Annotated in this window: 14 protein-coding genes, 1 tRNA gene and 3 pseudogenes; 15 read left to right on the top strand and 3 right to left on the bottom strand. The window is 45.8% G+C overall.

From position 1 onward, the window contains the following. Positions 1–121: 121 nt before the first annotated feature. The 3 genes from QUB12_RS22215 to QUB12_RS22225 all read left to right on the top strand — a co-directional run bounded on the left by QUB12_RS22215 (position 122) and on the right by QUB12_RS22225 (position 2,761). Complete coding sequence (locus tag QUB12_RS22215) at positions 122–667, top strand: hypothetical protein (protein WP_333145014.1); 546 nt, start codon at positions 122–124, stop codon at positions 665–667. A gap of 466 nt (positions 668–1,133) precedes the next feature. After that, positions 1,134–1,739, top strand: coding sequence for a DUF1517 domain-containing protein (locus QUB12_RS22220; RefSeq protein WP_333308418.1), 606 nt, complete (start codon positions 1,134–1,136; stop codon positions 1,737–1,739). A 140-nt stretch (positions 1,740–1,879) separates the two neighbouring features. Then, the gene (locus QUB12_RS22225; protein WP_333308420.1) at positions 1,880–2,761 is read left to right on the top strand and encodes a hypothetical protein; all 882 of its coding nucleotides are present in this window, start codon (positions 1,880–1,882) and stop codon (positions 2,759–2,761) included. Positions 2,762–2,957: 196 nt separating this feature from the next. Here QUB12_RS22225 and QUB12_RS22230 read toward each other — a convergent pair whose 3' ends face one another. Together QUB12_RS22230 and QUB12_RS22235 are read right to left on the bottom strand one after the other, a co-directional pair. After that, entirely contained in the window at positions 2,958–3,554 is a 597-nt protein-coding gene (locus tag QUB12_RS22230) for a hypothetical protein (protein ID WP_333145011.1), read from the bottom strand. Between the two features lie 73 nt (positions 3,555–3,627). Next, positions 3,628–4,194, bottom strand: coding sequence for a competence protein CoiA family protein (locus QUB12_RS22235; protein ID WP_333148076.1), 567 nt, complete (start codon positions 4,192–4,194; stop codon positions 3,628–3,630). Between the two features lie 116 nt (positions 4,195–4,310). Here QUB12_RS22235 and QUB12_RS22240 point away from each other — a divergent pair, with 116 nt between their 5' ends. The 5 genes and pseudogenes from QUB12_RS22240 (at position 4,311) to QUB12_RS22260 (ending at position 8,377) form a co-directional block, all read left to right on the top strand. Next, positions 4,311–5,153: a Uma2 family endonuclease gene (locus QUB12_RS22240; protein ID WP_333148078.1), complete on the top strand. Its 843-nt coding sequence runs from the start codon at positions 4,311–4,313 to the stop codon at positions 5,151–5,153. Between the two features lie 12 nt (positions 5,154–5,165). Beyond that, positions 5,166–5,390 carry a DUF3370 family protein gene (locus tag QUB12_RS22245; protein ID WP_333148080.1) on the top strand — a complete coding sequence of 75 codons (225 nt, stop codon included), beginning with the start codon at positions 5,166–5,168 and terminating at the stop codon, positions 5,388–5,390. Between the two features lie 146 nt (positions 5,391–5,536). Beyond that, entirely contained in the window at positions 5,537–6,028 is a 492-nt protein-coding gene (locus QUB12_RS22250; protein WP_445252102.1) for a DUF3370 family protein, read from the top strand. 526 nt (positions 6,029–6,554) lie between these two features. Further along, a pseudogene (locus tag QUB12_RS22255) lies at positions 6,555–7,280 on the top strand (DUF3370 family protein); the annotation flags it as partial. A 77-nt stretch (positions 7,281–7,357) separates the two neighbouring features. After that, positions 7,358–8,377, top strand: a complete 1,020-nt coding sequence (locus tag QUB12_RS22260; RefSeq protein WP_333148082.1) for an S-layer homology domain-containing protein — start codon at positions 7,358–7,360, stop codon at positions 8,375–8,377. A 96-nt stretch (positions 8,378–8,473) separates the two neighbouring features. Here the strand turns inward: QUB12_RS22260 and QUB12_RS22265 are convergent, their stop codons facing one another. Then, positions 8,474–10,054: a peptidoglycan-binding protein gene (locus tag QUB12_RS22265; protein ID WP_333148084.1), complete on the bottom strand. Its 1,581-nt coding sequence runs from the start codon at positions 10,052–10,054 to the stop codon at positions 8,474–8,476. Positions 10,055–10,303: 249 nt separating this feature from the next. Here QUB12_RS22265 and alr point away from each other — a divergent pair, with 249 nt between their 5' ends. From alr to QUB12_RS22300, 7 genes and pseudogenes are all read left to right on the top strand, one after another. After that, positions 10,304–11,506, top strand: a complete 1,203-nt coding sequence (alr, locus tag QUB12_RS22270; RefSeq protein WP_333148086.1) for an alanine racemase — start codon at positions 10,304–10,306, stop codon at positions 11,504–11,506. 99 nt (positions 11,507–11,605) lie between these two features. Further along, on the top strand, positions 11,606–12,730 hold the full coding sequence (locus QUB12_RS22275; protein WP_333148325.1) for a mechanosensitive ion channel family protein: 1,125 nt from the start codon (positions 11,606–11,608) through the stop codon (positions 12,728–12,730). Between the two features lie 47 nt (positions 12,731–12,777). Then, positions 12,778–13,905 (top strand): patatin-like phospholipase family protein, encoded by a 1,128-nt coding sequence (locus tag QUB12_RS22280; RefSeq protein ID WP_333148323.1) that lies wholly within the window; start codon positions 12,778–12,780, stop codon positions 13,903–13,905. Positions 13,906–14,058: 153 nt separating this feature from the next. Further along, positions 14,059–14,147, top strand: a tRNA-Ser gene (locus tag QUB12_RS22285). A gap of 16 nt (positions 14,148–14,163) precedes the next feature. Next, positions 14,164–14,355, top strand: a complete 192-nt coding sequence (locus tag QUB12_RS22290; protein ID WP_333148321.1) for a hypothetical protein — start codon at positions 14,164–14,166, stop codon at positions 14,353–14,355. Between the two features lie 80 nt (positions 14,356–14,435). Further along, positions 14,436–14,813: pseudogene (locus QUB12_RS22295) on the top strand (DUF6932 family protein); the annotation flags it as partial. Further along, positions 14,810–15,194: pseudogene (locus QUB12_RS22300) on the top strand (transposase); the annotation flags it as partial. The pseudogenes QUB12_RS22295 and QUB12_RS22300, both read left to right, overlap by 4 nt. Positions 15,195–15,271 lie beyond the last annotated feature (77 nt).

The following is a 15,271-nucleotide window of genomic DNA, read 5'->3' on the forward strand; positions in this document are numbered from 1 at the left end:
CGTGAGGCTATAGCTGACTTTTGCGATCGATCCGCGATATGGGCGGCGCGCAGAGTTGATAGATTTGTAAAGAGCTGTTACCATTAATTTTTTAATTATCCTTTACAATCTCCCAAGCATCATGAAGAAGTTTCAAGTGTTAGCTGGCATTGCTTCCGTCGTCGCGATCGCAAGCAGCATCGCCATAGGTGACGCCGCATCTGCTTTCCCCTGTTCCTACAGCAAATCTGGCGCGTCTAAATCTGGTTCTGCGACAACCCTCCTAGGTTCCGGCGGCTCGGAGCGCATTAATCCGTGGAAATCCTACAAAACAGCAGCTCTCGGTTTCCTAGGTTTGGCTGGAGTTTTGGGTGGCGGTGCGGCCTACATGAGCTACCGTGCCGGCAAGCGCGCTTCTGCTGCTTGCGCTGCGATGACCGATAATTTTGAAGTTTTTGAAGAGCCGATCGCTCCGATCGCAGATGCAGGTGTTTCTGGACACATGGAAGTTCCTGCCTTGCTCGATTTGGCGGCGGCGGGTGCTGTAGCTGAGTCAGCAAATGCGGTTGCAGTCGTTCGCGAACACCCAGAAGCTCCAGGCGGCGAGCTGGATTTGCCGGTTTCGCCAGTTGCTGAGTTGAGTTCTGAAATTGCGATCGAACAAGTCCAAAGCGCGAGCCTCAAATAGTTATCTCAAACCAAAGTATTCGCTTAGCGCACCTCCAATCTTGCAAGATTGGAGGTTTTTTGATTTGAAATTATCTACCATACAATTTCTGGTCATTGCGATCGCGAAGCACTGCAAACAATAGACAGATGAATCGAGCGCACACAATATCATATTCCGGCTAAGCAAACGAGCGCTGAATTAATATCAATTAAAAAAACTCTTGCTACCATCATCAATCTCATACCAATTATTAAAAGTCGCCGCTCTCCGTCAGGACAAGGCTGTGCGGTTTTCCTACTGTATTTGAACTGTATTTGATCCGATTGAAAACTGCTATAAAATTAGATGAGTCAAAGCGAGACAGTAGGCGGCCGAGGCGATCGCTAAAAATACTCTTCAGATCAATCTGAGGGTAGACGGCAAGAGTTCAAATCCCCTGCTATGGTTGGAAATATAGCCCTACAGATTACAACTCTAGGTTATTATGAATGCTTGGCGCGATCGATTCAATCAATTTACAGGTCAAACTAGATTGGCAGTTTGCCGCGTGTTCGTTCACCTAACAGGCGAAGATGTTGCACCGCTGTTAGGAGTTCTCAACCGCACCGCCAGACAAGCAATTGATGCCGATGGCGACATAGCAGTTTTAGGAGAAGGTATGGTAGAAATTTGCAATCACCTGTTGCAGTACGACAACTACTGGCAATCAGCCGCCAATGAAGGCGATGTTTTTTGGAATGAAGGCGAAGCGGGCGATTATGTGGATGAACTTTTCATTGATTCAGCCGATCGCTATCTCAGCGAGCCTCAATACAGTACATCTGTTTACGATAAAAATTCCCCCTTGTCTTTGCCCGTAACTAGAAATGTGGTGGTGATGCTCACAGTTGCTTATGAAGGCGAAGTTCCTGCCCTAGAAACTGACCTTGCTGACATCAGCGCGCTGAAAGTCGGTTTAAAAGCACTGATTAATTTACATTACCAAGAAAGGCTCCGAGCTGTGCAAGTTCACTTTTCTCCCGCACAGTTGGGAGACGAACTTACCAACGACCAAGTGTTGGTCAATTTCCCAGAACTTATTCCCCTTTAAGGAAGGAGTAATTAGTTATTAGTTATTAGTTATTAGTTATTTGCGGTGCCCAGAGCGGAGTCGAAGGGTTATTTGCTACCAATGCGCGATGCCCGATGCCCGATGCCCAATTCCCAATTCCCAATTCCCAATTACTATTTATGATGCTGCGAAAACTGACAATTTATTTAATGGCTTTAACTTTTTTATGGACCGCAACAGGCTGCGGTTCACCTCGCACACAAACTTCTACAAATCCTGCGGGAAATCCGAATATTAACACAGTGCGTCCTGCACCAAATAATAACTTGAGTCAAGGTCAATATCCTGTACAGCAAGCTACTTACGACGATGCTGATGGCGAATACAGTTTGATGTTGCTGAATACTCCCCCCGGCAGTCCCCCAGTTTACCGCACTAGGGATTTGCAAATGGCTCGCTTAACAAATGAAGAAATATCGGCAGGCAAGAAAAGTTATCTAAATGTGGATAACAATCAAGCGGTTTTGCATTTGACAGAAGATTTTAAAATTGAGTACGTTCACAACGTTACCGAAACAGTTCCTAATCCTCAAACAGGTCAGCCACAAACCGTAGTAGTGCGGCAGCAATCTGGCTTCTGGGCACCGTTTGCTGGGGCTATAGCCGGTCAGGCGATCGGCAGTTTGTTATTTAGACCGCAATATTATATGCCGCCAGTCTATCAGCCGGGAATTATGACAGGATATGGCGGGTATGGAAATACTTACAACCAAGCTGTTCAGCAGTATCAAACTCGGTATCGAACTCCGCCTCCGGTTGTGAGAAACCGTCAAGTTTTAAGGACGACAGGCCGCTTGCGATCGCCCACATACAACCAGCCAGTAAGACCCTCAGTACGTCCAAATGGCAATCGATCGACCGGTTCGGGTTACGGTGGCAGCACTTTGAGGCGATCGCGGCAGCCGCGTCAAAATCAAAACAAGCGGCAGCCAAGTTTTGGTAGTGGGAGGAATTCTCGTCAACCGAGTCGGAGTCGCTCTTTTGGCGGCAGAAGGCGTTAAGAATATCATGTTTCAAACTCAGGCAAAATGTATCCTGGCCTTAAATCATTGCGAATTCGAGAATTCCACTCTGGATTTATCGTCAGCAATTTAGGCCAAGGCTGTAAATCATTTGCCCTCAATTCCTGATGATAAAATCGGACGATCTATTTGAAGAATTTCAACCGCAAAGGATGCAAAGTAAGAGATATCGCTATTATTTATGAGATGTGCCTGTACGTTTCAACTGCCACTCATGCGCCCTTCTTCTTGCAGCCTCTATACCACTTTTAGATAGAAGTTCACCACGCCAGGGTTTCAGTGCTTCTGGATTTACCACAACCCACCTTTCATCAGCCCCATACCCCTCTTTTTTTATAGCTTTCTTCGCATTGAGCGATCCAATATGACCATTTACGGACGGTTCACCGCGCTTTTGCAGCGCTAACCCTCGCTTAATTTGATCGGGTTTAATTTTTGGCCAAATCTCTAAACATCGCTTAAGCATCAAATCCGTAGTGTAGTGCAGCCAAGGAGATTTACCAGAAGCCAAACCACAATCAAATTCATAATAATATTGAATACCCAGTTCAAACTTCTTGACAGAGCTTCCAAAACGAGCAAAACAAGACTCTATCAACTTATCTAAGATAGAAAATTCATACCGATCGATAGTTTGGTCAAATCTCTGCCATTCATTATTTTTAATGTAAAGGCAGCGAAAAATATATAGTGTCTCAATAATTTTTGCAGTAGGTTGTTCCTCCCTTAAACGTTCTGAAATTTCTAATTGAGACCTATATATATTAGGCATCTTGTCAGAGGTTTCCTTGTTTAGATTATCGTACCAATAACCTTCACGGAATCTATAGTAAATCCATTCGAGTTTAATCTTGACTTCCTTGAGCGTGGGCGGACAATTGCTCGTAATTGAGTACGAGGGCAAATCCAAACTTTGAGTGAGACCAATCGAGATTGGACTTGGTATTTGCAGCTTTGCCAAGCCACCAAATAACGTCAACTCCTGCATATAAGTAATCCTCTGTTCGTTTTTCAAGTTCTTCAACTGTTATTGAAGCTAGTTGGCACTCGTGAGCGACTATCCACCCGTTAGGAAACTTTGCTACAACATCAGCAATCCGCCTTACTTCAGGAATAGGAAACTCATATTCTATTTGGGCAAGGCTGTACTCTGGCAGTTCTGCCTTGAGAGTTTTTGCTATCAACTCTTTCCCTGCAAGATGTTCAGGACTTTCTGGATGGCTTTGGTAATCGCTTGTGCATTCTGCTTTGTGGGCAAAATGAGGTTTTTTGATCATCCCTTGCTTAATAATCATCGGACTACCACAAAGCTGACATACTAAGTCACCTGCTTTCAGTTCAGCACGAGGATTTTTCAATTTTGTAATGTCTACTCGTTCGTTAGTGCTTGCGATTTTGGCAATTAAGGGCATGGTCACACCTGTAGTTAAACGATAGACAGAGAGCCTATTAAACAGTTTAAAGCCCTTCGATATACAATGGCTATACTTAAATAGAGCATCTGTCCTTTCACCATCGGATAGCTGACATGACCCAAAGCCTCAACCCCACAACCTTACCCCCCGCCTTTCCCGATCACACCCAACTACCTGACTCCGACGGCACGTTTGTGAAAAACTTCCAAGAACATCCCCAGAGTATCCTACTCACCGACTCCCTGGAAACTACACTGCAAACCCTTCACCCCGACGGACAATATGCTATAGGGCAAGATTGTGGCATTTACTGGCGCGAAACCGACCCTCCAGAAAAGGGAGCCGAAGCACCTGACTGGTTCTACGTTCCCAACGTTCCGCCCCTAATAGATGGGGAAATTCGCCGCTCTTACGTGATTTGGCGCGAGTATATTGTGCCATTGATTGCGATCGAATTTGCTAGTGGTAATGGCTCTGAAGAACGAAACAATACTCCCTTATCTCGCTTACCAGAAGGTGTCAACCAGAAACCCGGAAAGTTTTGGGTATACGAGCAGATTATTCACATTCCTTACTATGCGATATACATCATTAAAACGAGCGAATTGGAAGTCTATAACTGGGTGAATACTCGTTATCGCCGTTTGCAACCGAACGATCGCGGACATTATCCGATCGACATGATGGGAGTAGAGTTAGGTGTGTGGGAAGGTAGCTATCAAAATCAGCATCAGCGATGGTTGCGTTGGTGGGATAATCAGGGGAATTTGTTGTTAACTGGTAGCGAACAAGCTAGACTCGAACGCCTCCATACCGAACAGGAACGCCAAAGGGCCGATCGCGCAGAACAAACCCAACGGGATGCTATTCCCCAACTGTTGGCAATGGGTTTAACTGTAGAGCAAGTGGCTCAGGCGCTGTCGCTGTCGGTGGAAGATGTACAGAGATTGGGCTGACAGTTAACTTTCATGATTCAGAAGCCAAATCTCTTTTCTCGAATTGCTGGCATTTCTACGATCGTCCTTTGTGCAGTCGGCGGATTGTTGTACGTCAAAAAACCCGTACAATCTATTCCCGGAAAACCAGCACCAGAGGAAATTGTACTAGATGCCGAAGTGCGATCGCTCCCCGGAAAACTCGACAATATCCCCCTCTTCAACAGCAACAGTCCCGAATGGGTCAATCGATTTTAGATTTTAGATTTTAGATTTTAGATTGACTTGCGCGAGATAAATGCTCTTTCTTGAGGATTTTCGATTTTCGATTTGGGATTGATTCCACGGATAAATCACGTGGCGGGTACCACCTTTGAAATTCGCTTGTCAAAAAAGAAGGCATTTTGCTCTCAACCTTTCCCCCAGACGGCAAAAAAGTCCCCGCAGCTCACCTTAACTTCGCCTTTCAAGGGCAATTTAACCTGTTTGCTCACCACTTTTCTCACACTCCCGCAAATCTACGCACTTTGTATATCGCAGCTTTGCTCTACAATCCCAGATCCGAACCCGTGACGGTGGAAGTGTTACAGGCAGCCAGTTACCTGATGGAACCAGACGCACCGTTCAAACAAAAACCAGCACTAAGTGAGAGTCCCAACGGCGAAGTATATTCCGGCCCTGGGATTCGCGCTGTCGATAACGTTTTGCGGGGAATGCGGCAGCCGGATTTTCCCGCAAAACTGCTCATTGCACCGGGAGAAACCGCATTGTTGATGAATCGCCCTATTCCCGTGCGGGGTCTGGAAAAGCCGATAAATGGTCGTTCTACCTTTGTGCGGCTCAAAAGTAGCGGCAAGGTTTATCAAAAATTTGGGTTTAAAACCCTGTCCTTCTAGGACAGCTTTAATTTCTTAAAACTTTTTTAAAAAAGTCCCGTAAGTTCCGATATCTGGGGTATATAGCCTTTCTCAGTAACATGAGGTACCCGACGTGCATAGGGCATAGGCCTCCGTGGGCATAGGGCATACCTCACCACGCTTGAGAACCGCTATAGTATAAAAGTCAAGGTCAAATTCGCAATGCCCTCGTGAAACAGGACATGAGACACACTTTTAGGCATAAACCGGGGGACGCAGAGCAGCGAAAACTCTTTAAACAGCTAGAGGCTGAATTCAGTAAGCCTTAAACCAGTCAAAACAAACTATTTGTAGGATTGTTAAGTAGGGTAGGGCATACCCAAACTCTAGATAAGTATTCTAGTACGCTTTTGGAGACAGACCCGCTGGGGTGGCTGCTTGCTCAGGCTCGTTAATTGGTAGGATTCTACGGTTGAAAAGTCGGAGTATTGCCTTTCATGACGCAACACTTAAAGGTTAGTCGCTGAATTAAGAATCCCTGCACCTTTAGGTCGGGGAGTGTCAAGCCGCTACTTTGGCAATGTATGCACCTCAAAATGCTGATGGGGGCGAGCGCGCGCCAACTCTGGAAGAATGGCAGCAATTGCTGAATAATGGCGGTTTGGCAGGCCCCCGCGACAAAACCCCGACTCCCCCCGACGCGACTTCGGGAAGCCTGATTTACGGCCGCGTGGCGGGGGTACAGGCAGGTTCGGGATGGGAAGCGGAATTAGTCGATCGCGATGCTAAAAATCTGGCAATTCCCCAGACTGGAAAAGCGATATCCTATGCGATCTCTACGTTGCGCGGGGGCACTTTGGGAACCCAACAAGTGCAAGCCGGAAAAATGCTGGCGCGCTATCCCGACACTGCTTACGAAGCCCACGGCAATTACGGCGTACACTACAATCTGATTTTGCCGCTGCATAACACTGCCCAAAAACCGCAAACGGTAGCGGTGAGTTTGGAAACGCCTTTAAAAGAAGATCGACTCTCAAAAAATGGATTGCGATTTCGCCAACCTCCCCTAGATTTTCCCTATTTTCGAGGTACTGTGCGGCTGCGCTACCAAGATGATGGAGGTTACGATGTAACTCGCTACGTGCATTTGTGGCACCGTTTCGGTCAAGTTGTGGAACCGATGGTAAAGTTGAGGTTAGCTGCGACAGAAACGCGATCGGTAAAAGTTGATTTTATTTATCCTCCCGATTCCACGCCGCCGCAAGTATTGACAGTGAGAACTTTGGAATAGTTGATTTATTTATTTCAGTCACTACCAGACCCAAAAAATATGTGATTTAATTTCTACATTAGTATGTAGGTGACAATATGTCTTCTTCACAACCCCCGTCAGGGGAAAGAAACCCTCTAGGATTGGATGAATTGATTGCTATCTTGGTTGCCTTCGGCACGATGGGAGCAATTTTATTTTGGGTAACAGGTAAAAATCCCGATCGATTGAATGCCAGAAATTGGCAATTTCCAGCCGTTTTCTCTCAGCCTGCGGTTACGCCCGCGACTCCGGGAATATTAACGCCAGAATCGCCAAATTCGGATTTGCGATCGCCCGCTGCAACCCCCGTTCCGTCAAAACCGGATGTCGCACCTGTTGCACCTTTAGGGCGGATTTTACCGGCAACTCCTCCGGTGGGTGTAATCGTTGTTCCTCCCAAGCCAATTGCGCGATCGACTCCCAATCCAGCAATTACCAAACCGAAAGCTGATAAACCCAAAGTTGGGCTCGTTAGATTCTCCGATGTTCCAGACAAATATTGGGCGCGTCCGTTCATTGTAGCTTTAGTCGATCGCAAAATCTTTGCTGATTCCACCGACAACAAATTTCGTCCCGACGAACCGATGACGCGAGCCGAACTAGCGCGCTTGATTCAGCGAATGTCCGACGACAAAGAACCGATCCGAAAACCAATTGATTTTAAAGACGTAAAAGACAAGAGTCCTGTCGCTCCCGCGATCGACCACACCGTCGAAGCTGGATATCTTAAAGGATACCCAAACAATGAGTTCCGTCCCGACAAAAATATTCCCCGTGTGGAAGTCATCACAGCTTTAGCGAGCGGTTTAAACCTGAAACAGTCAGCGAAAGCAAGCAAAACTTTACAGATTTATACAGACAGGAAAAAAGTGCCGAAATGGGCAGTTAACAAAGTAGCAGCAGCCACGGAAGCTGGCATTGTTGTCAATCACCCGAAGCGCGCACTTTTGCAGCCTAATAGAACAGCAACTCGCGCTGAAGTAGCAGCCATGATTTACCAAGCTATGGCCAAAAAAGGCCAAGTACCTGCTAAGTCTTCTGAGTATGTGGTGAAGCCTGTAAAGTTGTCCAAGTAATATATTAGGGGCGTTGCTCAGAGCAACGCCCCACAATAACATTTAATCGCTCTTGTTTGTAGTCAGGACTGAAGCTCTAACTACGAAGCTGCTAAATTAATCTTGAAACACCATAATACTGCCCGAATAGCAAGCTACCCAAACCTGATTAGTTTCCGGATCGTAAGTAATCCCGATCGGGCTTGAATTAACCTTCACTGTTTGCAGCACTTTCATATCGCTCGTCCTAACTTTGCTAACAGTATTCGAGAAATAGTTGACCACATAAAGCAGTTTTCCCTGATCGGAAATCGTCATGCTGCGAGGTGCTTTTCCTGTCGAAACTTTGTCCACCACTTTACCAGTTTTTAGGTCAATTTTTGCCACATTTCCTTCACCATTCAAAGTGGCATAAAGATACTTTCCGTTGGGATCGATCGTCAAATGACGCGGCGCATTGCCAATATTTCTCAGCCATTCTACCGAAAAGTCTATGAGATTAACTTTCGCAATATTGGAAGAACCCATGATGGCAACATAGGCATTTTTTGAGTCGGGAGTGACAACAATACCCCGAGGATATGCACCCAGTTTCACGCGCTCGATTTCGATATTTTTATTGATATCAACTACGCTCAAATCCCAACTGCACCAATTGCTCGCGAGGGCGAAGCGATTGTCAGGCGAAACAGCATTGAATTTCGGCACTGCACCTACAGGAATTACCTTTTCTATTTTCAAAGTTTGGGTATTGATGCGGTACAGAAAACTTTGGTCGTGTTTTGCTGCTGGAGAGCACCTGTCGGTTCCCGGATTGCTAAACCCCGAACCGTACATTTTGTAGTTGGAGACGTAGGCATATTTGCCATCGGTTGAAAAAGCAGCTTCTACGGGAGAGCCTTTATAATTGCCTTTGAATCTAGAAAAGCCGAACTTCGACAAGTTTACTGTATCGGGAATAGTCTTGACTAAATTAAAGTTCCTGTCGTAAACTGTGATTGTGTGGCGGTACATCATGTTTTGAGCAAAAAACAAGCCATCTCCCGAATAAACTATTGATTTGGGCGAGATGTTGCCGTAAATTGTTTTTTTCAAGGTCATTTTTCCTTGAGTGTTGTCGGGAGGATTTACTAGCCTTTGGGGTTGCGATCCAGTTTCTTGCTCCTCGGAATTTTCTGTTTTAAATGGTGGCAAAGAAGGTTCTTGAAATAGAGGTTCTTGGGGCTGAGTTTTAGTTGTATCTTCGAGTTCGTTTGGGTTTTCTGTGGCGGTAGGAGATGGCGAAGATCGATCGACATTTGGCGCTATTTTTTCCGCAGCTTCACTACTCGCCTCTTCCGGCTTGCCTTTCAGCGCTGACAAGGTTTTAGGGCCGACAATTCCGTCAACTTTCAGGTTGTTCTCTGCTTGAAACTTTTTCACAGCAGCCTGGGTGAGAGAACCGTAAAATCCTGTAGCCTTACCGCGAAAATATCCTGCTGCTTGCAGAGTTTGCTGGAGATTGGCAACTTCCGGGCCTGAATCACCTTTTTTGATGGCGAGTGCGGGATTGACTAAATTGAAAATTGTGAGAGCGATCGTAAAGAAAAGTAAAGGAGCAGAGGCTAAATTCCGGTGCATTTTTGAGTTTGTCGATCGAGTTTGACTCGCAGCCGTTTCCCAAGTTTCAGCTAAATGTAGGTAGGCCAGTCCGTCCATAGTTTTTACCGGGTATTTTTGGTGCTATGATACACCAGTTAATACCATTTTAGATTTTAGATTTTAGATTTTAGATGGCGAATGACTGATGCAATATGGGTTTGCAGCTTGCTGACCGTTGCATTCTTTTTTTAAAGTTGTATAACATTGATTAAAGGAAAAATCTGATTATAATCAAACTTAGGGTAAAATATCCTAGCAGTTTTTAGAGCAGTTTTTAATGGTGTAAGCAAGTAGGAGCGATCGACAATGTGGAGTGGGGAACAAACAACCGCAGAATCAACGACAAAAGAATCCCGCCAGACTTTGCTGTGGGACGATAACGGGGGACTTTGCCAGCGGGCTTGGGTAGAAATCGATTTAGCAGCTTTAACTCACAATGTAAAACAGCTTAAAAAACTCTTATCTCCCGATACAGAACTGATGGCCGTTGTGAAAGCGGATGCTTACGGGCATGGTGCTGTTGCAGTCAGTCAAACAGCATTGCAAGCAGGTGCTAGTTGGCTGGGAGTCGCGACAATTCCCGAAGGAATAGAATTGCGAGAAGCTGGGATAGAAGCGCCGATTTTGCTGTTGGGGGCAACCCATACAGCCCAACAGGTAAAGGCGATCGCCCAATGGCACTTGCAGCCCACTATTTGTACTGCCAAACAAGCCCTAATTTTTTCGGAAGTTCTCGCTGGTCTTAACCAATCTTTGCCAGTTCACGCTAAGTTAGATACGGGAATGTCTCGCTTGGGTACGCCCTGGCAGGAAGCAACAGAATTTGTGCAATTAGTCAATCGGTTGCCCAATTTAAAATTAGCCAGCATTTACTCTCACTTGGCGACTGCAGACAGTCCCGACCCCACAGTTATGAGAGAGCAGCACCAGCGGTTTAAACAGGCGATCGAGCAAATTAAAATAGCAGGAATTAACCCCCCTCGCCTCCACTTGGCAAACTCTGCTGCCGCCCTCGCTGACCCGGATTTGCACTACGATTTAGTGCGAGTCGGTTTAGCTACCTACGGTCTTTATCCAGCTCCTCACTTACAGTCGAGATCCAATTTGAAGCCCGCAATGCAGGTAAAAGCTAGGGTAACGCAGGTGAAAACAATTGAAGCAGGAACCGGCGTCAGTTACGGCTATCAATTTATAGCTCAGCGTCAGACACAGATTGCCGTAATTGGTATCGGCTATGCAGATGGTATTCCGCGCAATCTTTCTAATAAAATGCAGGTTTTAGTCAGGGGTAAGTTCGTGCGGCAAGTGGGAGCCGTGACGATGGATCAATTAATGCTGGATGTAACTGATATTCCCGATTTAGAAGTTGGCGAAGTGGTGACTCTGTTGGGCCAAGATGGGGAAAATCAAATTAGTGCTGACGATTGGGCCGCGACTTTAGGAACTATTTCGTGGGAAATTCTCTGCGGTTTTAAACACCGATTGCCCCGCGTAGCAGTACACTATTAACAATAGCCCGGCAGGGGTTTAAACCCCTGCCTCATAGCAAAAGTCGGTTTAAACTCATATGTTGGACCATTCTCAATTAGCCTTTTATGAACAGGCAAGATGCCTGTTCCACAAGAAAATTTATATTTTGTGGAACAGGCATCTTGCCTGTTGCTGACAATGGTGCAAGATATCAGTTTAAACCGACTCAAGAGTTTGAACGAGGAAATTATTGATTTTAGTCCTCTTTTAGAGGACTTTAGCTATGAGACAGGGGTTTTTAACCCCTGTCGGACTCTCGGAGTGATCGATAAGACTGAGACCGCGTTTACCAATGCCCAATGCCCAATTCCCAATTCCCAATGCCCAATTCCCAATTCCCAATTCCCAATTGATATGACAGTTATTCAGACGTTTTTACCAATAGCCCAAACCTTCTATTCTCAGCTAAATGCAGAAAGAACACAAGCCTTGGAAGTAGCCCAAGAATTCTCGAAAAAATTCGTAGAATTGGGGTTTAAAATTGTACCTCAACTGCTGTGGGCGATCGGCATTTTGTTAATTACGCGATTTGCGATCGGCTTTGCGGGCCGCGTGACTCGCCGAGCACTGAGTCGCACCGAAGCCACCCTGCGGAAATTCTTAGTTCAAGCTGCTGAAATTACGATTTTGGTAGTGGGAGTAGTCGCCGCTTTGAGTCAGTTGGGAATTCAAACTACCAGCGTGGTTGCGGTGGTGGGTGCCGCGGGTTTGGCGATAGGTTTGGCGTGGCAAAATACTTTGTCGCACTTTGCTGCTGGGGTAATGTTGATTAGTTTGCGGCCTTTTGAAGTCGGGGATGGGATTGAAGCTGGCGATGTTAAGGGAGTGGTGGACAGCATCGGGATTTTTTCAACAACCGTGGTGACAGACGATCGCATAAAAATTATTGTCCCGAACAATCAGTTGTTTAACGGTACACTGAAAAATACAACGGCAATGGGAACGAGGCGAGTAGACTTGAAGATTGATATTGGCGATCGACCAATTCGTCCAACTGTAGCTGAGTTATTAGAAATTGCCCACTCTCACCCGCTGGTGTTGGAAAATCCGCCCCCGACTTGTTTGGTAGCTGAGATTACTCCAGATACAACTATTTTATCTCTCCGACCTTGGTGCGCGTCGGTGGCCTACGAACAAGTGCGATCGCAAGTTCAACAATACGTCAAAGAGGCAATGGATGCCGACAAAAATCAAGAACAATAGATATCAATCTAAAATCTAAAATCCCAAATCGATCCGAGGTATTTCCCATGAGCAAGTGGTATCCGCAGCAAATTTTGCAAGAACCCGGTGTCAGAATCACCGCCACCGAAAAACAAACAATTCTCAGCAAATTTCCGCCTCCCGACGAAAACGGTCAAATCTATGCCGACGGGGTTTTTGAAGGCGGTGGCGTGCGCGGAGTTGCGTTTTTAGGAGCACTGAGGTGCTGTAGCGATTTGGGCATCCAGTGGCGAAAATTGGCCGGCACTTCTGCAGGCGCAATTACTGCCGCAGTATTGGCAACCGACTTGTCAATAGATGATTTAGAGGAAATTTTAGGACAGCTCGATTACAGCATATTTTTAACTCAAAAAAACAGTCCTCTAATTTTAAACGGCGACCCCGCAGACGACTTGCAATCTCCTGCTTGGACGCTGCTTTTCCTCACAGTTAGCCGTCAGATGGGAGAATATTCGGCGCAGCCGTTCCGGCAGTGGCTGGAAGCAATGCTCGGTCGAGGTAACTTGCACACTTTTGCCGATGTCAAAGAAATCGTAAAAGAGCGGGAATTAAAAGTAGTAGTATCCAACCTCAGTCGCGGTGAAATGTTGGTGCTGCCCGACGACTTACACCGACGCGAATCGACGGATTCCGATCCTTTGTACGAGCAGTTGCGACTCAAAAGTGCTGAACATTTTAGCGTGGCTGAAGCCGTTCGGTTGTCGATGAGTATTCCGCTATTTTTTGAACCAGGAAAACTCGGCGATGACTTAATTGTAGATGGCGGAATTTTGAGCAATTTCCCCCTGTGGATTTATGACAAACAATCCGTCGGTGCGACTCCTGCTATGCCGCGCTGGTTTACCTTTGGGTTTCGATTGGTCGATACTGGAATTGAGAGTAAAGCTAAGATTGATACTCCGCTGTCGATGCTGGCGGCGATGTTCCGAACGATGATGAAAGCAAGAGACCGCTATCACCAGCGAGAAATGGATAAGGGCAGGGTGATTAATATTGATGTGACTGATGCTGGGGTGACGACGACGGACTTTAATCTCGATGGCGATCGCAAGGCTCACCTGTACCGCTTGGGATATTTGTATACTAAGAGGTTCTTTTTGAGTTCCAATTTTAGTTGGGAAAAGCACTTGAAGGCTAGGGGATTTGGGGAGTAGGTTTCGAGTCTGGAGTTGGGCCAGAGGCGGATATTGGGTAAAATCTGCCTTTTGCCTGCGGCGGAAAGTATACAGACTAAGGGATTGAGGGATTTTTAAATTAGGGGTTGGCAAAAATAAGATGTGTGTGCTATAGTTAGTTACTGTCATCTTGGAGAGGTGGCTGAGTGGTCGAAAGCGGCAGATTGCTAATCTGTTAAGGGTGTTAACATCCTTCGAGGGTTCAAATCCCTCCCTCTCCGTTCTATTTAATGCTTTATGAATCAAGGGTTTTGGATTCGTAATACCCTTAAAAGTTGCGTTTTGCGCTTATTTTTTGCTCTCTCTTGGCGATCGGTAGCGCCACCTCAGTCGGCCGCGATCGTCAATGAAGCTATCGCTGCGATCGCAATTTTCCCAACAACGATCGCAATATGGTACGCTCAAGAGCCGGATCTTCATCTGTGTTAAGGTGTGAGTAAGTGATTCCAGGATTCGGCGAAAACGGCAACTTACCCCCAGGAGTTCATTTTTGCTAATGGGAAGAATTTGTAGAACGATTTGGAAGCAACGAGCTGAGGTTGCGTTTAATGCGCGGACTGCGAATGGCAATGGAGCAACTCAAAGCAGGTGGTTGCCGGACAATTTATATCAACGGCAGCTTTGTTACCATTAAGCCAGACCCAGGAGATTTTGATGCTTGTTGGGATAGCGAGGATGTCGATTACGATTATCTCCGAAAAAATGCCCCTAGATTACTAAATCATTTGGATCGTAGCGCACAGAAATCCAAATATAAAGGTGAAATTTTTCGTTCAGATCAACCTGTAGGAGATTACGGCTTAACTTCTATAGAATTCTTTCAGCGTGACAGACAGTTAAATCCTAAGGGCCTTATTGCTATAGATTTATTAAGGTGGAACCCATGATTAAAAATGAAAAAGAGTATGAATATAGTCAAGAATGCGCCCGAAAATTTGAATATTCTCTTAGGGCGTTAGAGCAAGATGAGGAACTGAAGAAAAAAGACCCCGAAGGGTGGCAACTCGGGTCAGGAACGGCAAAAACTCCATTTATTACCTTACGTCTGATTGAAGTTCGTTCAGGTAAGATTTGGCATTCTTATTTAACAAGCGTACTAGATCCTCATGTATTACCTCCCTACGTTGTGGCAGATTTATATCGTAGGCGCTGGAGGATTGAAGATGCTTTTAATACCGTCAAAAGACTCTTGGGATTAAGTTATTTGTGGACGGGTTCTCTCAACGGCATTCAGCTCCAAATTTGTTTGGGAGACTTGGATATTTTATCAGGGTAAACGCATCTAATTTTGTATAAATTGTACTTGACAAAACGCCACCAAGAGGAAAGGGATTTTTTCTTAGTC

It is taken from the genome of Microcoleus sp. B7-D4, from assembly GCF_036705125.1.
Classification (GTDB): Bacteria; Cyanobacteriota; Cyanobacteriia; order Cyanobacteriales; family Microcoleaceae; genus Microcoleus.